This window comes from Streptomyces sp. NPDC005706, from assembly GCF_040631045.1.
GTDB lineage: Bacteria > Actinomycetota > Actinomycetes > Streptomycetales > Streptomycetaceae > Streptomyces.
Window position 1 is genome coordinate 1 of sequence record NZ_JBEXYS010000011.1, and the last position, 18,301, is coordinate 18,301.

Below are 18,301 nucleotides of genomic sequence, written 5' to 3' on the forward strand. Positions count from 1 at the left end.
GGAACACTTCACCCCGATCCTCCCCACCCGCCGCACAGCACCGAACCGCTCCGCCCGGTCCGCTGCCGCGCGGCCACGGTCGGGCTGTCCGGCGCCGGGCTGCGCCCGGAGCAAGCGAACCCCCGTGCTTCGCACGGGGGTTGCGCTCACGCTCCGCGTGAGCGCTGGCGGCTCGCTGCGCTCCCCGCTCAACCAGCCTGCTGCGCAGGCTGGTTGATGCTCCGTTCGCTGCGCTTCCGGAGCTGCGGGTCCTACGGACCCGTGGGATGGCTTCCGCTGCGCTCCAGCCATCTGGTGGAGCTCCGCGCCACGTAGGCCGGCCCCGCTGCGGGGGTCGGCCAACGGGCCTTCGGCCCGAGCGGCTACAGGAGAGGGTGGGCTCGGTATGGGTCAGGCATGCGCGTGCCGCGGCCGGGCCTCCCGCCGTGATGCAGCGTGATGCGCCGGCTCGGCCGGGCCCGCGGTGCGAAGACGCTGGAGCCAGAGGGAGGCTGTGAGGAGCAGACCGGTGAAGACGGTCAGGAGGAGAGCGGATACCCACATCGGCCGGCCCCCGGGGCTCTGCCAGCCGGTCCAGGCGGTCGATGCCGCCCACATCAGAAGGTACGAACCCGGCGCAGCTGCCGCACGGCCCGCACGGACTTGATGCGTTCAGCCGTGGATGCCATGCCGGCCCGTGTACCCCGGTGTCCGCTGTTCAGCAGGCAGGGGTGGCGGCTGTGCTGTTCTTGCGGGCTGGGTTCGCTGCTGATTTGTTCACCCTCGTTGTTGCTGTTGGGTACGGCCCTCGAAGTCACGGCGTACCGCGGCACCCTGATCCTCGATCAGGCCTGCACCGTCCGGGAGGTCGAGCGCGGCACCGCAGTGGCGGCACAGTTTCCCGTTCTCGGCGGGCGTGCCGCAGGCGTTGCAGAACCGGTTGCCTTCGTCGATTGCGGGCTTGTCTGTCATGGCTCTCTCCTGTCGGGTGGGCAGTGATGCATGCGGAGTACCCGAGGTTGCCGGGGTGATTCTCTGCCGGTGCTTCATTTTGTGTTTGCGATAGACTCTGGAATTGGGTTGCTTCCGTTCTGTGGGTTCTGTGGTCCGGTCGAGGGTGGCCGTCTGCGGGTCTGTATCCGGAGGTGTCGAGCCGTTGTCTCGGTGCGGGTGCCGTGTCTGCTGTCCAACGGCCCTGTGAGGTTATTCAGTTGGTGACGGTTCGGTTGTGGGAGTTGTCGTCCGGATTGCTGAGAGAGGGGCATTGAAGTGGCTGTGAAGGAAGTCCGTCCTCATCAGCGGGAAGCCGTGGACGCGGTACTCCGGGCACTCGAATTGCCTGCAAGATCTACTGTGCCCGAGCGAGGTCTGCGGACGCAGGTAGTCATGGCGACCGGATCGGGCAAGACCCTCGTCGCCGTGCGCAGCGCGGAGGAGATGCAGGCGGGTCGGGTGCTGGTGCTCGTGCCGTCGCTGGATCTGCTGGCGCAGACCGAGGCCGGCTGGCGTGAGGGCGGGCGTACGGGGCCGATGATCGGGGTCTCGTCCCTGCGTGCGGGTGAGGCGGGCTTCGCGAACACCACGGACGTGGACGAGCTGGTCGCCTGGGTGCGCCCGTTCGACAGGGTCACCGTGTTCGCCACCTACGCCTCCCTCGGGCTCGGCACGCTCGAGCGCGCGCACGCCGCGGGCCTTCCCGCCTGGGACCTGATCGTCGTGGACGAGGCGCACCGGACCTCCGGGCGGATCGGAAAGCCGTGGGCAGTCGTCCACGACAACACCCGCATCCCCGCCCTGCGCCGGCTGTACATGACCGCCACCCCACGGCTGTGGCAACTCGACGACGACTCCGAAGGCACGCCGGGGGTGCCGGGCGAGCTGGTGGCGTCCATGGACGACGATCCCGCGGGGCCGTTCGGGGCCCGCTGCTACACCCTCACCCTGTCCGAGGCCATCAACCGGGGAATCTGCGCCCCCTACCAGGTCGTGTGCCTGGACATCACCGACACCCACCTCCAGGCGGCGCAGCTGCTGGGTGTGGAGGGCCGCTCGGACGAGGTGCGGGGGGCGCGGCTCGCCGCCTTGCAGACGGCGCTGGTGAAGGCCTCGGCCGAGGAGGGCTTCCAGCGGACGCTGGTATTCCACCACCAGGTGAAGGAGGCCGAAGCGTTCGCGGCCGGCCTCACGGACGTCGCGGGACGGCTGCATGCGGCCGAGCCGGGGCTGTACCCGCGCGCGGTGTGGGCGGACTGGCTGTGCGGCGAGCACAAGCCGCTCCACCGGCGCCGCGTCCTGGACGCATTCTCCCGAGGGATCGCTGCTGACGGCACGGTCGTGGAGAAGACGTTCCTCGGCTCCGTCCGCGTGCTCGGCGAAGGCATCGATACCTCCCACTGCGACTCCGTGTACTTCGCCGACGTACGCGGCTCCATGCCCGACCTCGTCCAAGCCGTCGGCCGCGCACTCCGCCTACACCCCGGCGACGGCAAGACCGCATCCCTCGTCGTACCCGTCCTCCTCGGCCCCGGAGAGACACCCGGCAACATGCTCACCAGCCGCGCCTACGGCGGACTCGCCAAGCTGCTGGAAGCCCTCCGCGCCCACGACGCCCGCATCGTCGAGCACCTCGCCGAACCACAAGCACGAAGTCAGGTGAGAGGCGTACAAACCCGCTCCGCAGACGAGACCGACGAGGACCGGGAAGGCCCGGACACCGGCGGGCAGGCTCGGCTGTCGGTACCGGCCCGGGAACTGCTGAAGTTCAGCACACCGCGCGACCCCGCCCAGCTCGCCGCGTTCATCAACCTCCGCGTCCTCAACCCCGAACACACCCACTGGCGCCGCGGCATCGAAGCCGCCACCCACTACCACCGGTACCACGGCGATCTGCGGGTGGCGTTCACCTACCGTGTCCCCACCGCGGGCGACGACGACCAGGAACAGGAGCCGGAGGGGGAGGTGGAGGTCGGGGGCGGCGAGGGGTGGCCGGCCTCCCTCGCCCGCTTCCCACTCGGACAGTGGATCGCCGACGCCCGCCGCTTCCACGCCCGCGGGGACATGGACACCGACCGTGTGGCACAGCTCGACGCGCTCGGCATGGTCTGGTCCCACTACGACATCGCCTGGGAGGAAGGTCTCGCGGCGGCGCGCGGGTGGGCGGCCGAGGTGGGCCACCTCCTGGCCCCACTGGACGCCACCTTCCAGGGCTACCGCGTGGGGATCTGGCTGAAGAACGCGCGGGCCGCCGCCCGCAAGGCGGCCGAGATCGAGCAGCGGCGTGCCGAGGGGCTGCCGGTTCCGTCGTCGGCTTGGGCGCTGCCGGAGATGCGGCGCGAGCAGCTCGAGGACATCGACCCTTCCTGGTGCCCGGCATGGCCCGTCGACTGGCAGCGTGCCTTCCACCTCGTCCGGCTCCACCTGGAGGCCGGCCGCCCGCTGCCGACCGAGCCGGGCGCCGTCGTGCACCAGGGCGAGGACCTCGGCCGATGGGTACGCTCAGTCCGGCTCAGCTGGGAACGGCTTACGACCGCGCAGCAGTGGATGTGCGAGCACGTCCTTGGCATCCAGCCCGCCGGCGACGACGAGAAGCCCAGGCCGCGGCGCAGCCAGGCCGACAAATGGGCCCTCAACCTCACCGCCGCCCGGCAGTACTACCAACGCGAAGGCCACCTGCGCGTACCCCGCAAGCACGTGGAGACGATCCTGATTGGCAGCGACGGCAAGGACCAGGACGGCGACCGCGAGAACGGCCACGGCAGTGACGAGGCGGAGGAGCATCACCTGCGGCTCGGGGCATGGATCAACAACCAGCGCTCCAGAGCCGCAACCCTGACCCCGGAGCGCGTCGAGCAGCTATCGAAGATCGGCATGCGCTGGACCTGACGGCGAACAAACTTGGCCGCCCGGGCACAGCGGCTGCGCCGCCGAGCCGACGTGAAGCGTACATATGGCGTACGCGCACCAAGCGGGGCACGAAACTCATGGCGTCATCCGGTGCTGTCCCGAGAATGCAGAGACTGGCAGGCAGGAGCGAGCGATACGGGAGAACTGACGCTACGGATGGCGGCCCTGCCGGCTGGTCGCTATGGGAGGTGGAGTGGGACAGATCGAGCAGGGAGTGGAGCGCGCGTTGCGCACCCGGCTCATTCCCCTCAAGCACTGAGGCCCGTCTGGGGGTCTCCCAGCGCCGCACGGTACAGCGGTGGACCACCATGCCGGATCTGATCACATAGGTGTGGTGAGGGTCGGGTCGGGGCGGTAGTGGGCGACCCCTGCGTAGGACATCCCCAATGAGATGGTGAGGATCTTGGCATCGAGTTCGTCTGTGAGAGCGAGCAGGCGAGTGGAGCGCAGGATGCTCGGTAGGAGGCCGACGGGAGCGAGGCTATCGCGGATGTGGGCGGCGCCAGCGGGTCCGTGGTGTGTTCGGGTGAGCCGAGTGACAAGCACGTGGGAATTGTCTGAGCCGAGTCGATGCCGGTGCTCCTGGCAACGTTGCAGCGCCATCCAGGTCGCACCGTCCAGGAGGAGATGCACCGACCTGCCGGGAAACCGGACGCTCCGGCGGTGCGGGTCGATGTCGACGTCGGTGAGCCGGCGTAGCTCGGTGGTGGTTGCTGCGTGCAGGAGGGCGGCGAGGCCGATGAAAGCCTCATGTGGGTGGATGTTCTGGTTGGTGGCCCACCGCCTGTATAGGGTGCGCTGCCGGGCGGGGGTGAGGGTGGGTCCGTGAAAACCCCTCTGCTGCACAGCGGTTATCGGTTCGGTGGGGTTGTGGAGGATGGCCTTGGAGCGGTGGGCGTAGGCAAAGAACTGACGCATGCCCGCCAAGCGGGAGGCTCGGCGGGCCGGGGCGAGAGCAAGGAAGGACTCGAGGTCGGCGGTGGTGACGCTCGCCCAGCTCGTATGTCCCTCGGTGTGGAGGTGGAGGGCCAGGTCACGGATGGTGTCCAGGCGGATCTCGATGGTCTTCAGTTGGTTGGGGTGTAGCCCGAGCTGCTGGGCTTGCTCGTGCTGGAGCAGCAGGAAGTCGGCGAATCCTTCGACCTGAGGGCGTAGCGGGGCGGGAGTGGCCTCAATGCGGTGGGCGCGGCGGGCTGCTGCTCGCCGGTCGGCGAGGTCCGGTGGCGGGTCGAGACAGCGGTGGGTATGGAAAAAGTCGGTGAGTGCTCCGACGAGCTCGGGGGCGTTGGTGCGGGCCTGCGCGAGCAGCGTGTGAGGGTCACCGGTCGTGGTCGCAAGGATGAGGCGTGCGGTGGTGGCGACGACGTCAGACGCGTAGATGGGGTGGCGGTGATCGGCGAGATGTGCGGCGAAGTCACTCCACCAAGGAGGTGGGGCGGGCATGCGCTCGGCCCAGCCGATCGCGCGGGTGATGACGGTGTGTGGTGAGTGCTCATAGCAGCGTTTGCACAGGCCCTTGGCCCACTGGCCGCTGGTGCCGCAGCGCTCACAGAGTTCGGGGAGCGGTGCGGTGGCGGGATCTGTGCAGGCTCGGCAGCGCTGAGTCGCCCCGTCAAGGGTGCGTCGGCGCCCGCAGTGCTGGCAGGGGCCCCGGCCCGGTCGCCCGGCTGAGCGGCGTCGGCATGCCGCGCACAGATCCTGGGTGGAGCGTCGTGGGGCGCCGCAGAGAATGCAGGTACGTGAGCACCAGGCGCAGCGGCCCGTGTCCGGGTGCAGCCAGCGCAGGCGGTGGCAGGCCGAGCAGTTGTCCTTGACGGTCCGGGAGGCCCTGGCGACGGTGGCGGGCGGGCGCGTGACGGGGTTGGTTGCGGTCATAGCGGTGGCAGGGATCGGTGGCGGGGTTCGGGCTGTTGCTGCGAGGGTGGCGTGGCCGGGGCGGGGGTGCGCGGCGTGGGAGTTGGGGACGCGGCCGGTTCGCGCAAGGTCAACAGGTCGCCCGGGGTGCAGTCGAGCGCTGCGCACAGGGCGGCCAGGGTGGACAGCTTCACCTGGGAAGGCTGCTTGGTGAACAGCGCGGAGACCGAGGCGGCGGACAGCTCGCGACCGGCTCGCTCGGCCAGGAGACGGCGCAGCTCAGTGCCCGTCCAGATGCCGCGTTGTGCCGCGGCGATGCGCAGCTTCCATTCCACCTCGGGCACAAGGGCGGTGGGTTCGACGGCCTGGAGAGGGCGCGTGGTCATCAAGGCTCCGGTGGATCAGCCGGCCAGGCCGGTCACGGCGGTGAGGGTGGCGCGGCGCCAGGCGTCCTCGACGAAGGTGAGGCTGGGCCGGACGTAGGCCATGGTGGAGGCGATGTGTTGGTGGCCGAGGAGCTGCTGGACGGTGAGCAGGTCCATGCCCTGCTCGTAGTGGTGCGTGGCGCAGGCACGGCGCAGGTCATGCGGGGTGAACCGGTCTTCCTCGATGAGGCCTTCGGCGTCCAGCAGGCGCGAAAGGCGGTCGCGTACGGTCTCCGGCTTCAGTGGCTGGCCGTCGGCGTCGCAGAACAGCGCCGCCGTGTCGGGGAACAAGGGACGGATGTCGCTCTGGTACCAGGCAAGGATCTGATCCAGTCCGTCAAGCATGGGAGCCCATCTCGGGCGTGGTCCCGAGGCGTTGGCCGCTTTGCCGAACCGCACGTGGAGCTTGCCGCACGGGCCGAGCTCGGGATGGACATCGCACAGATCGAGGCGGAGCGCTTCACTAAGCCGCGGCGCGCAGTGGTACAGCGTGCGCAGCAGCGCGTAATCCCGTGCCGCGGTTGGAAAGTCGGAGGTGACGGCCAGCCGGGCGCGGGCGAACGTGAAGAAGGCGGTGAGGCGCCCGGCCGTAGGCGGCAGCCGACGAGGGGTGTTGTCCCAGACGTGGCGCAGCCGGTTGAACCGGTCCAGCGGATCACCCACTGTCGTGCCGTACAGGACGCGGATCTCGGTCGCGTAGCGCAGGCGTACGAACGTGTGGAACGCGCGCAGCATGTCCAGATAGCGACGTCTGGTTCCCGCGGTCCGGCCTGCGAGCAGCAGACTGTGCAGCATCGCGTCCACGTGGGCGGGCTCGATCTGCCACACCGGCGTCGCGAAGTGGGCCAGCACCCGTGGAAGCAGAGAAGAGTAGGTGTCGATCGTCGACACAGCGAAGCCCCGCACCACCCAGGTAGCGGCGAACGCCTGGGCGCAGTCGGCTTGGAAAGCCCACACATCCGGTGCCCGTTTGGTGTCAGGGGTGAGGTCAGTGAGGCCGCCCTCCACCAGCCGAAGAAGAGGCTTCTCCCCCACTTTCTTCACCGCCATCACATCGACAGTCCCCGGTTAAGGCAGCACCTGAACCATGCACGTGCCACCGCAGGAATCAACGAGACAGCTGAAGGAAGGCAACTCCCGCCTCACCACGAACCCCGCGACCCACACGCCTCACCGTTGAGCCACTGGGCCTCGTCGACGAGGAAGGTGCGGGGGCGTTCGGCCAGGGCCGTCTTCAGCAGACGGTCGAACTCGCTCGGGTGGCGCGGTGGTTCACCGGCCAGGTCGAGGGCGGTGAACAGTTCGTAGCGCACCGCGCGGGCGGTGGGCCTAGCCCGGAAAGTGATCTTGCGGACGTCCTCGCCGGCGGGTTCGAGTTCGCGCAGGCAGGTATTGACCGCGAGGGTCTTGCCGAAGCCGGCGCCGCCATGGATGCACATCATCGCGCGAGCAGCGACGGTGTCGGTGATGTTCTCCCGGGCGGTGAGCAGGGCGCGGGTGGTGACCACGGAGGCGTCGGGCAGGTCGACGTACTGGTAGGTGGCCGCGGTCATCAGGCGTCTCCTGCGGGTCGGGAGCCGGGCTCCGGCACAACGTCCGCCGACGGGTCGGCTGAAGTGGGGGCGGGCGGGGGCGGCGCTGTGCCAGCAGCGAGGGCGGGTGGGGTGCGCCAGTGCGCCGGAGGCGGGGCGGGCGGGATCAGGTCGGGCAGTGCCAGCCGTGCGACGTCGGTGTAGTCGGCGGCGGCGAGTTCACGCTCGGCCTGGGCGGCCGTGACGGCTCCCAGCCGCTGGGCGGGCTCCGCGCTGGTGGTGGGGGCGAATCGCTGGCGGCGCAGGCGTTCGGCGGCCTTCGCGTCGGAGCGCAGGCGCCGGGCGCGTTCCGAGCGTGCCTCGCGCAGGGCCTGCAGTTGCTTGGGGGTGGCCGCGTCCGCGAGGTGCGCCGGGCCGAGGTGGCGGCCGCGGGCGTCGCAGACTTCGATCTCGTGGTCGTGGTGCGGCATGTAGCGCACGCGGACTTCGCGGCCGGCCTGACCGGTCATCCACGCGGCGACGTAGGTGCGGCCGCGCCAGCTCACGCCGTGGCTGGTCAGTTTTCGGGGCCGGCCGTCGTCCTCGAGGGTGAAGGCCCACAGATCGGCGGCGGGGATGTCGGTGACAGGCGTCGGATCGGCCTGCCACGCCTGAAGCGGTGTACGGCCTGACAGAGATTTCGGGCGGTGCGCGGTGTTCCACCAGTTCGTCCACGCCAGGACCTCCGCGGTGAAGTCCTTGAACGACAGGGCGGACACTGCCCCTGCGGTACGTCCGCGCCGTTCCGAGCGAGGCCCAGTGGGCCCGGCGGTGTAGCCGGGCAGGGCGGCGAACAGCATCCGGTCCGCGGCCCGGTTGAGGCTTTCCACCGTGCCTTTCAGATGCGGGCTGTAGGCGGGCAGGTCTTTGACCGTCACGCCCATCGCGCCGAGTGCGGTGGTGACGGTGGCCGACAGGAAGTCCTTGCCCCGGTCCATCCTCACCAGTTCCGGCACTCCCCCGGCCGGGCCGTAGGGATCGTCCCGCACCACTGCGGCGCGCAAGGCGGCCAGTACCGACGCGCGGGAGGGATGGCCCGGGGTGACAGCGGTACCGGTGATGACCTTGGTGGCAGTGTCGATGAACCAGGTGATCCACGGGCGCACCAGGTCGCCGTCGGCGTCGACCAGCAGCGGGGCCTGGACGTGGTCGGTCTCCCAGGCGTAGTTGCGCCATGACGGTGGCCGCTTGCCGAACACGTCATGGGCGCGTGCTGCCTCCGGTCCGATGGCGAGACCGGCGCGCTCCCCCGCCGTCAGGTCGCGGCGCAGCGCGCGCAGGAACGTCGACAGGGACGGGACCGGATCCAGCAGCGGCACCTGCGACAGGGCTGCCCCGCCCGGAACAGCCGCCAGGTCCGGCGGGAGGGGCACGGTAGCGCCGGACGTTTGCGCTCGTGAGCCCCCGGCCTCGGCTGCGGCGCGCTCCATGAGCTGGCGGTGCACTGCGGAGGCGTTGCCGTGCCAGTACGCCAGCAGCACCCGGATCTCCGCGGTGATCTCAAATCTGCCGGTGTGGCGGGCTCCGGGGTGCGCAGCGGCCGCCGGGCTCTGGGATGCCTCGGCCAGCCACCGCCACACCGTGCGCTCCGATACCCCCAGACACTCCCCCGCCAGCCCCACGTGCTGCCGCGAAAGACCGCCCCGGGCCCGCAGCGCCAGCAGACGACGCACCGCAGGCGCCCGCAGCGCAACCAGCGACTGCTTTTCGAGCACACCGGCCGGATCCCCCGGCGGTGGCAGCCGCTGCCCTCCCCCGTCAAGGCCACGGCCGTCGTTGATGTCCTGCGCTCTGCTGTCCGTCATCGCGCCGTTTCTTCTCCTCGCCGAACGGGGTGAGGTTCTCTGCCGTCGGAACCGGTGTGCGCCGGGCACGTGAGAGGGGCCGGGGCCGTCATGAGTACGGGCCAAGCCGGGCGCATGCCCGGTCGATCGCGTCCCGCTCCACTCCCGCACCGGGGTCGCGGCCCCGGGCTGCGCAGACATGCGAGGTGATCTTCGCCCATGTACGGAAGTTGCCGCGGGCGGTCTGCTCATCCGCCCGCCCAAGGTCGGCCGGATCAGCGTCCTCCCATACCGGGTGGAACAGACCCAACGTCCGCGGCACATCCTCCGTGTCGAGGCGGCTGACCTGGTGCCAGGTCAGGACGCGGGAACGCATCGCCGCTGCCCGGGCCAGTGCCCGTTCGCTGCCCGCCCCGCACAGCACCAGGGCAGCCATGCAACCCGGCGAGTCCCACAGCTGCCGCAGATAGTCCAGCACCGGCGGCGACAAGCGCTGCGCGTCGTCGAGGAACAGCACACCCGGCTCGGCCAGCGCCTCCGCCAGCGCCTGGTCAGCCGGTCCGGCACGGTGGGTCAGGGACCCCGAGGGCAGCCCCAGTGCCTCGCACAACGCGGCCCGCATCTGCGGCAGCCCGGGTCTGACCCCCACCACCGCCCGCCACACCGGCACCCGGCCGGGCAGCAGATGCAGAGCCTGCTCGACCGCGACCGTCTTCCCCAGCCCCGTGTCCCCGTACACGCAGCCGATCCCCCGCGCGGCGACCGTGTGCCCCACCACCTCCACCACGGCGGCCACCTGCCGCGTGGACACCAACCGTGCCCCCGGCGCGTACAGGCGCACCCCACCGGACACCCGGGGACGCGTCACCGCGCCGGGCCACTGTTCACCGCCCGTACCGGACGTCTCGGCATCCGGGCCGTCCACCACCGGCGGGCCGTTCGCGCCCTCTACGAAGCCGAGTTCGGCCAGTGCCCGGTCGTACCGGCTCGGCTCCGCCCGGCCCGACGCCGCGCGGGCGACGTGAAGCACACGGCCCGCCCTCAGTTCGTCCTTGATCGCGCGGTGCAGCGTCGCCAAGGACGGCACAAACTCCGCTCCCCAGTGTTCCAGCACTCCCTCGTCCTGCGCCCGGAGCATCCTGCGGCGCAGCTCGGCAACGTTCCCGCCCACCTGGGTGAGTACCTCCCACAAGGCGTCGCCCACCATGAACCCGCCCTGCCGCGGCCGGGCCTCCACCCGCCCCTCGCGTCCCTCGGCCAGCCACCGCCATACCGTCCGCTCCGTCACCCCCGCCAAACCGGCCGCGATCCGCACGTGCAACGACGACAGACCGCCCTCACCCCGGTCCACTGCCAGCAGCCGCCGTACCACCACGGCCCGCTCCACCCGCCCGGCCACCGCCAGAACAGCCGGACCCGGCGCCGTCTTCCCCACTGGGGTTCCCGAACCCGTCACACGGACAACCCCACCGCCCCGGCCGCCCCTCCACAGGAAGACTGGCAAACCCAACACAGCCGGACCGCGATCTGCTAGCCGCACCGTGACAGCCACCTGGTCACCCCATGACAGCAGCCGGTCTGCACGTCGTTGCCGATCCCAGACCGGAGCAGCTGCGCTGTCGGGCAGGATGGGCCGATGCCCGGTGAGCGCTTCTTCAACGATGACCCCATCGACGGGAACGCCGGCGCCCGTGACCTCGCGCAGGCAGCTGTTGCCAGTGAAGGCTGTGCACGCCAAACCCTTTGCTGGCCGCCCGTATTGTGTGGTGAAGTGCCCCATGGGCTCCCGCACGAAGCGACGCGAATCGCGCAACAAGAGACATCGCCGTTCCGTGTCGGGGACGCTGGTGCTCGATCCGCACGCGCAGGTCGTAGCGGATTCCTTGATCACCATGACCACTCTCATGGCCTCCCTTACTGGCGACGACCCTGCATCTGAGGCTGACGCGGCCTTCGCCGCGGCGATCGAGGAGTTCGTCGTGGAGGTGCCGCGGTTCGACGCGATCCGGCTTATCGAGGTGGCTCGTCAGCAATTCCTGCCGATGGCCCGCGAGGGCGAAATACCTGTCACCGCGGAAGCGGGCGCGGTCTATGTCGAACTGCTGGCGCTGATTGCTCTGACTGCCCGGCAGGAGACAGGAACGGCGACCGCGTCCGAAGCCGGATTTCAGGAGATGAGCCACTTCGTCTCCAGCGCGAAGGAGGGACTGAGCAAGATCCTCTACCTTGCGCAGCTGCGTTCATTCGCACGTGCTGACCCGACCGACAAACTCGCCATGGTGTCCTTGTTCATTCGGGGCGCCGAGGTGTGGATGCGCAATCCGTCATATCCGGAAATGGTAGAGGAAACCAATCTGGCACTCCTTGACGGCGTTGAGAGCGTCCGCGCAGCGCTGGAGGCGCAACTGGGCTTCAACGCCACGGATGCAGTAGCCGTCCTCGACGCCTGCCACGACCTGCAGCAGGACAGGCTGAACGACCGCATCGAGGCGATGGGCAATGCAGTCTTGGACGCGATGGCCGCGGAGGAGGAAGGCCGGGCGGACAGACAACTGACGGAACAGGCCATGCTCAGCGTCACGTCGATGTTCGAGCCACCTGCCGAGCAGGCCACGGTCACGATCGACGACATCGTTGCGCATACGGGCCTGGCCGAGGAGTGTGTCCGGGCCGTTGTCGAGCGGTTCCGCTTGGACCTCGGGACGGACAGTCCGATGGATGTCATCGAGGCGTTCACCAGCGGACGGAACCCGCTGCGAACGCGGCCGCTTATCGTTGGCGCGGACGGGCGTCTGATGCTGCCACATCCGGCGTTGAACGTGTTCGCTGTGCGGGAGAACCTCGAGGAACACCTGAAAAAAACGGCCCCGGTGTGGAGCCAGTACGCCAAGCACCGCGGAGACCTTCTCGAATCCCGCACACACGCCGCGCTGGAGCGTGTCCTTCCCGGCGCCCGATTCCGGGACGGGTTGGAGTACTACCTACCCGCGAGCGATGATGAAGCCGAGGCCGCCGACCCGTCGAAGTACACCAAGCGCGCCGAGGGCGACCACCTCATCGTCCTCGACGATGTCGCCATCATCGTGGAAGACAAGGCCGTCGCCTTGAGCGCGCTATCCCGCGGGGGCAAGACGGCACGGATCCGTACCGACCTGACCGGCATCATCACCAAAGCAGCCGAACAGGCCGGGCGCATGCGCGACGCCATCGAGCGAGACGGCGGCCTCCGCAGCAAAAGCGAGGGGTGGATCGACCTCAGCCAAATCCGTGAGATCCACACCATCGCTGTCAGCCTCGATGACATATCGACGGTCCTGACTGCCACCGCCGAGCTGGTGCAGGCCGGCCTGCTGGCCGCGGACAACGTTCCATGGACGGTGTCCCTGCACGATCTTGAGCTGATCACCGAACTGGTGGCGCGTCCAGCCGAGTTCCTGCTGTACCTGCGTCGGCGCCGCAACCCCGATGTCACGGTGATGTTCCGTGCGCCCGACGAAATGGATCTGTTCCTGTACTTCTTCGAGGCAGGCCTTTGGGTAGAACCCGACCCGGTGCAGGTGCGTGCGGCGTTCCCCTTCCTGCCCGAGCCGGCTACGGCCGAACTGCGCCGTTACCGAGCACGAAAGCCAGCGTTCCTGACCAGCCGAACCGATGCGCTGGACCAGTGGTTCCACACCCGAGGGCGCGGCGGCGCGCGTTCAATACAGGCGCCCAAGCCGGCAATGGTGCCATCGCCGCTCGCGCCGTTGGTCGACGAGCTGCAGTCCCGCAATGTCACCGGATGGCTGAGCATCGGCGCGACACTGCTGTCTGGAGCAACCGACGTGCAGCACAAGTTCGCCCGCCACGGCGATGAGCTCCTCGACAACCCGAGCCCCAAGGGCCGTAGCCTGGCCGTGCCGCTCACGGCCAGCATCGACCCGGCAGAGGGCTGGCTGTTCGTGTGGGCCACCCGCCCGGCTGGAGCCGACCCCGTCGAGACCGACAGGAGGCTCCGCGACTACCTCCGAGCCAAGAAGCACCAGCTCGGTCTGCCCAGAGGCGTCGTCTTTCTCTACGACCAAACAACCCGCGAGCTCCTCGACATTTGTTACGACGGGCACACCGGGCCGCTTGATGCTGCGCTGACGGCCAGCTTGTCGTCCTTGCGGCCACCCTCAGAGCTTCATCGCTCGATCCACCCAAACGCCAAGCGGCCGCAGAGCGGTACGAGGAACGCAGCACAGCACAAGCGGAAGCGGTAGGGAAAATCCTCGCCGGGAACTCCTCCAACGGCACCAGCACCGACGATCAGGCCGACGTCACATCTGGACGCACTACAGGGAGCCGCACCCGTCGGTGAGCAGCAGATACGCGGGCCAGGCTTGTGCGCCTTCCTGCGGCCCTCGGCTTCGTCCCGAAGCGTCTGGACAGATCTCCGTCGCGGTATGCCGACAGCACTGGCCTCCGACGAACCCCGGTAGGAACAGCCACCCCAACAACAGCCAACCCGCCCAACCCCAGCCGCTAGATGGCAGCCACTTGGTCACCTCATGACAGCAGATCAACCCGCGCCCCCAGTGCATGACCAGGCAATCAACAACTGAACACGGCTGACGCACAACCGCTGCCACCAACACGCCCACTCACAGCCTGCACCGGATGGCCTGTGCAGGCCTGGGGCGGTGACGTTGGAGTTACTCAGCGGCGCCCTGCTCTATCCGCTTGCTGGCCTGGTCGAAGAACCGGTTCGGCAACGGAATGTCGTTGGCGGTGATCCTGATGTAGTCGGCATTCAGCTCCCGCGCCCTGGCAGACAAGTCCGCAGGATCGGCGTCGGGCGCCAAAAGGCTGAGTTCGGATTCGACTCGGTGCTTGAGCGCGGTGTAGGCCCGCGCGGAGGCCAGGTAATCCGCGGCGTTCTTCTGGGAGCCGAGGAAGGAGGCGGTGGCGGCAACAGAGCCAGCAACGGCTGCAACCGCGCTGAATGGTCCCTTGATGCCGATGGCGTCGAGCAGCCCGGCTATGGCGGTGATGCAGGCCGGAACGAAGACCATCAGCCGCCCCCACAGTTCGGCGTTCTTCGCGGCCTCGAAGTAGCCCTGCGCGGTGTAGAGGCAGTTGCCCTTGATGCGCTCCAGTTCGGCGCGCACGGTGTCGATCTGGCGGAACGGCTGGGTCATGATCATCCGATCTTCGGAAGGGCTATGTCGGGTTCGGTGGCCAGGAATGTGCAGGTCCATCGAAGGTGCGCGTAGGCGTCCTTGACCTTGCTGAGGTAGTCGCTCGTCAGATGTCCGGACTCGTACAGACCTACAAGCAGCGCTCTCCGCACAGCAGGTATCTGCTCGCGCTCGAAGCGGTTGCGAAGGATACGGGACTCGGCGAGGGAGGCATGCTTCCCGGCGTAGCGGGCGGCGACCTCACGGGAGTGGTCCTGGCGGTTGCGGTCTTCCAGGACCATCCACGCGGCCTCTTTCGTCTTCGCAGGGCTGTCCTGGGTGCTCAGGAAGTAGCGCAGGATGCGCTGTTCGGTGAAAGGGAATGACGCACTCACCCCCTGATCGATGAACCGTGCCAGATGGCTGGTGATCTCGCGCTCCCGCGAACGACCGGTGATGGCGAGATAGCGGAAGACCTCGGTGACGGCGTGGGGGGTACGCTCCAGGCTTTCCAGACACCAACTGACTGCGTAGTCATCACCGAGCTCGCTCATGCGGTTCAGGACGAATCGGGTCTTCGTTCCGCTGAACGTGCCTTCCTTGTCCAGGGACTCGAACTCTTCCCTGACTTTGTCCCGTGATCCGGGGACTCCGTTCTTAACGGCGTGTTTCAGGGAGCTGTAACGGGTGTCGAGTTCTTCAGCCAGGCCTTCTTCCGGATCCAGGATCCGGGTCTTGGCCCCGGCAATGGTCAGACCCATCCCGCGCAGAAGCCGGGTGATCTCTATGAGCACATCACGTAAGGCCGTTCGATCCCGGTGGAAGATGCGGATGTCATCCGAGTAGCGTGCGAACGGGAACTTCTCGCGCGCCAGAAACGCGTCGATCGGCATCAGGACTAGGTTCGCAAGGATGCCAGAGGCGTCTGGGCCCTGAGGCAGTCCGCGGGCGTCGGTGACGGCTGCCAGATCCTCGCCCGGGCTCTCGTCGCCGTCCAGGTCGTACAGGCTCTCAACGAGGGATCCGATGTCGATGTGCTCGTAGAAGGCGGAGACGTCAGTGTGCGCGATGCGCAGCGCGGGATTGCGGCGCAGGGTGCTGCGGGTGCTCTCCTTCATCCGTCTCCAGCAGGCCGACCACGGTACGGGCCGGGCCAAGCGGTGCCACCACTTGTAGCCGTAGACATAGGGGTGAAGATGCCGGTCGATCCGGGGAGCGAGGCGGTAGACCATGGCCTCATAGATGATCCGGTCACGCGGGTCGAAGTGAGCGAGCGGCCTAACCGCGGTCTCGTTCTTGGGGAAATCGTGGATCTGAGCCCCTACGGGGCCGGTGTCGCCGGAGCGGATCAGGGCTTCCAGCCTCGCACGGTATCCGCGGTCCCACTGATGGACGATGTCCTGGTAGCCGATGACGTCGGGAAGTTCCGCGAAAGGCTCGTCACCGATAAGCAGGTCTTTGGCCTTGCTCAGCCGGTCTGTCAGATTCACACGGCCCCCTCCGCACATGAAACGCCCCGCAGGAGAGTATCCGTGCGGGTCCTGCGACCGGATTAGTTGGGGAAGCCGGGGCGTCAACGACATCATGGCCGAGTTAGCCGACGAGGCTGAACCGGTCAGCGTGGGGTGACTCTGGCGTCCTCCCCTGCCCCGACGGCCACCCGTGCGAAGGGACCGAGCAAGGCGCGGCAGGCGTTCCAGCGGCGGCCTGACGGCACTCACAGAGTGGGTCGAGCGGAGAAGCGGAGGCCGGCCGGTACCGCGCGGCCATAGTGAACCGATCACAGTCCAGCGAGATGGGACTGGTAACCGTGAAGCTGGGCGCATGGGTTTCCAACACCAAGGCACGGCGAGACAAGCTCGCCCAAGACCAGCTGGCCGCACTACGGGAGCTGGGCGTGGAGTGGGCGTAGAAACGCATAGCGAGGGGACGGAGGGCGCTGCCGCCCTCCGAACGGGAGGTCTCCTACTGAGTCGGCGCGTTGGACGCTCCCCCACCGGACCCCGGGCCCGTAAAGGCCTGGGGTCCCGTGCTGTTGGTGGGCAGGTGGTTACCGCAGCGTGTGCCGGAAGCCCTCGAGTCGGTCGATCAGGATCTCTCCCTCGGGGGTCAGGACGTAAGGCTCGTGCGCTCCCATGTCAGCTAGGAGGTCGGAGACGAGTGCGCAGGCCACGACGACGGCCTCTCGCTGGTCGGTGACGATGGCGGCGAGATCGCCGGTGGTCTGCGCAGGGACCGCTGGGAGCTGCATCGCGGGGCCATGGGTGAAGGCGTGCTCCGACGCGATCAAGTGCACGGGCTTGTCGCTGCCGTCGAAGCGGTGGAGCGCGGCGGACAGCGCCAGGTCGCCGGCCGATCCGGTTTCCGTCGCCCAGGCCGCGGCAGCCTGTACCAGCGCCACGAGGTCGAGTTCGAGTCCGCGCTGGAACAGCCGCTTGGGGCCGTCGTCGTTGGTGTGGTCGCTCTGGAGGTTGATGGGCAGCGTCGCGTAGAAGCTGCCGTCCTGGTGGAGCTGGCCGGTCGGTACGCCCTCGAAGCGGACCTGGCGGCGGCCGACGAGCACGGGGCGGGACGGCTGCACGTTGGTGGTCACGCCGTCGCCGGCGAGCTTGACGAAGCGGTCGAACGCCGCGTCCCGATCCACCCTCGTGGTCACGGGATAGGTGCCGCGGACGGCCGGAACTGCGGCCAGGGAGACCCAGCCCGGGTAATAGGTCACCTTGGGACTGCCGCCGTGTGCCGTGCTGGTCAGATAGCCCGACAGGTAGTCCAAGCCCGCGTCAGCGACCTGGTGCAGGCGGTCGACATCGTCAGAGGCGGCCTGGAAACGGTCACGGTAGCGCTGGGCGATCTCGGATTCGGCGAGGGTGCGGGTCGTGGTGCCGTGCCGGACGTGGACGCGGAAGTTGTAGTCATTGCCGGGGGCCGCGACCGCGTGCGGGGCCTGGGCACTCGGGGGTACGGTAAGCACCCAGTAGATCTTGCCCACCTCGCTCGCGGACTTCACCGGTCGCACGCCCACATTGGGAACGACGGGCTGGATCCAGTTCGCGAGCACCGAGCGGATCCATTCCTCGCCTCGGCCTTGTTCCGGCTCGAAGGGGGCCAGGGCGTGCGCATGGTCCTGATCGCCATCGTGAACACCGATGACGACCATGCCGCCGGCGGTGTTGGCCATGGCGGACACGTCCTTAGCAAGTTCCTTCTTGCCCGCGTCAGTGCCCTTGTAGAAGTCCTTCTTCCAGTCGAGGTCGACGCTCTCGGGGATGTGGTTCTCGACCGCACGCTGCAGATCGTCCTCGGTGAGGTCGTCGGGGTGTCGTCCCAGGGCGGCAGTAAGCCGTGCGGGCAGGGCCATCGGAACTCCAGTGTGTTCACCACGTGCTGCTGACGATCGCCAGCCAGACCACGCTAAACGGGGTCACCGGGCCGTCACCACGCATTTCCGGTACCGAGCCCGCTGCTCGTCGTCGGACTTGCCCAGGACCAGTTGGACGCGCTGCGGGGCTGAGCACGGAGTGAGCGTGACGCTCCCGCCGACTGGTCGTTGAACCGGTCTGACACCCCAGAGCGCAGAGAGACCCCGGGCCGCAGATGCCCGGGGTCTCGTACTGTCTCGCCGCGACGGCGAGAGCCGCTCTCGG

General features: G+C 68.6%; 12 protein-coding genes and 1 pseudogene. 3 read left to right on the forward strand and 10 right to left on the reverse strand.

Going from position 1 to position 18,301, the window contains the following annotated elements; all coding sequences use genetic code 11:
• Positions 1-756: 756 nt before the first annotated feature.
• Positions 757-951, reverse strand: a complete 195-nt coding sequence (locus tag ABZ478_RS19235) for a hypothetical protein (protein WP_359550883.1) — start codon at positions 949-951, stop codon at positions 757-759.
• 297 nt (positions 952-1,248) lie between these two features.
• Between ABZ478_RS19235 and ABZ478_RS19240 the strand changes: the two genes are divergently transcribed.
• Positions 1,249-3,861: a Helicase associated domain protein gene (locus ABZ478_RS19240; protein ID WP_359550886.1), complete on the forward strand. Its 2,613-nt coding sequence runs from the start codon at positions 1,249-1,251 to the stop codon at positions 3,859-3,861.
• A gap of 342 nt (positions 3,862-4,203) precedes the next feature.
• On the opposite strand, the gene ABZ478_RS19245 is transcribed toward ABZ478_RS19240, so the two are convergent.
• From ABZ478_RS19245 to ABZ478_RS19270, 6 genes are all read right to left on the reverse strand, one after another.
• Positions 4,204-5,325, reverse strand: coding sequence for a hypothetical protein (locus ABZ478_RS19245; protein ID WP_359550888.1), 1,122 nt, complete (start codon positions 5,323-5,325; stop codon positions 4,204-4,206).
• Between the two features lie 428 nt (positions 5,326-5,753).
• On the reverse strand, positions 5,754-6,122 hold the full coding sequence (locus ABZ478_RS19250) for a helix-turn-helix transcriptional regulator (RefSeq protein WP_359550890.1): 369 nt from the start codon (positions 6,120-6,122) through the stop codon (positions 5,754-5,756).
• Between the two features lie 15 nt (positions 6,123-6,137).
• The gene (locus ABZ478_RS19255) at positions 6,138-7,211 is read right to left on the reverse strand and encodes a tyrosine-type recombinase/integrase (protein ID WP_359550893.1); all 1,074 of its coding nucleotides are present in this window, start codon (positions 7,209-7,211) and stop codon (positions 6,138-6,140) included.
• Between the two features lie 92 nt (positions 7,212-7,303).
• Positions 7,304-7,714, reverse strand: a complete 411-nt coding sequence (locus ABZ478_RS19260) for an ATP-binding protein (protein WP_359550896.1) — start codon at positions 7,712-7,714, stop codon at positions 7,304-7,306.
• Positions 7,714-9,537 (reverse strand): transposase family protein, encoded by a 1,824-nt coding sequence (locus ABZ478_RS19265; protein WP_359550898.1) that lies wholly within the window; start codon positions 9,535-9,537, stop codon positions 7,714-7,716. The genes ABZ478_RS19260 and ABZ478_RS19265 overlap by 1 nt, the downstream gene beginning before the upstream one ends.
• Positions 9,538-9,625: 88 nt before the next feature.
• Positions 9,626-11,410 carry an ATP-binding protein gene (locus tag ABZ478_RS19270; protein WP_359550901.1) on the reverse strand — a complete coding sequence of 595 codons (1,785 nt, stop codon included), beginning with the start codon at positions 11,408-11,410 and terminating at the stop codon, positions 9,626-9,628.
• Here ABZ478_RS19270 and ABZ478_RS19275 point away from each other — a divergent pair.
• Positions 11,409-13,760 (forward strand): preprotein translocase subunit SecA, encoded by a 2,352-nt coding sequence (locus tag ABZ478_RS19275; protein WP_359550903.1) that lies wholly within the window; start codon positions 11,409-11,411, stop codon positions 13,758-13,760. The two genes, ABZ478_RS19270 and ABZ478_RS19275, sit on opposite strands and share 2 nt — an antisense overlap.
• 432 nt (positions 13,761-14,192) lie before the next feature.
• On the opposite strand, the gene ABZ478_RS19280 is transcribed toward ABZ478_RS19275, so the two are convergent.
• Together ABZ478_RS19280 and ABZ478_RS19285 are read right to left on the reverse strand one after the other, a co-directional pair.
• Positions 14,193-14,684, reverse strand: a complete 492-nt coding sequence (locus ABZ478_RS19280; RefSeq protein ID WP_359550906.1) for a hypothetical protein — start codon at positions 14,682-14,684, stop codon at positions 14,193-14,195.
• Entirely contained in the window at positions 14,681-16,147 is a 1,467-nt protein-coding gene (locus tag ABZ478_RS19285) for an RNA-directed DNA polymerase (RefSeq protein WP_359550908.1), read from the reverse strand. The genes ABZ478_RS19280 and ABZ478_RS19285 overlap by 4 nt, the downstream gene beginning before the upstream one ends.
• A 144-nt stretch (positions 16,148-16,291) precedes the next feature.
• Here ABZ478_RS19285 and ABZ478_RS19290 point away from each other — a divergent pair.
• Positions 16,292-16,569 (forward strand): annotated as a pseudogene (locus ABZ478_RS19290) (helicase associated domain-containing protein); the annotation flags it as partial.
• A 138-nt stretch (positions 16,570-16,707) separates the two neighbouring features.
• On the opposite strand, the gene ABZ478_RS19295 reads toward ABZ478_RS19290, so the two are convergent.
• A complete protein-coding gene (locus tag ABZ478_RS19295; RefSeq protein ID WP_359550910.1) occupies positions 16,708-18,015 on the reverse strand; it encodes an ATP-binding protein in 1,308 nt (435 codons plus the stop codon).
• Positions 18,016-18,301 lie beyond the last annotated feature (286 nt).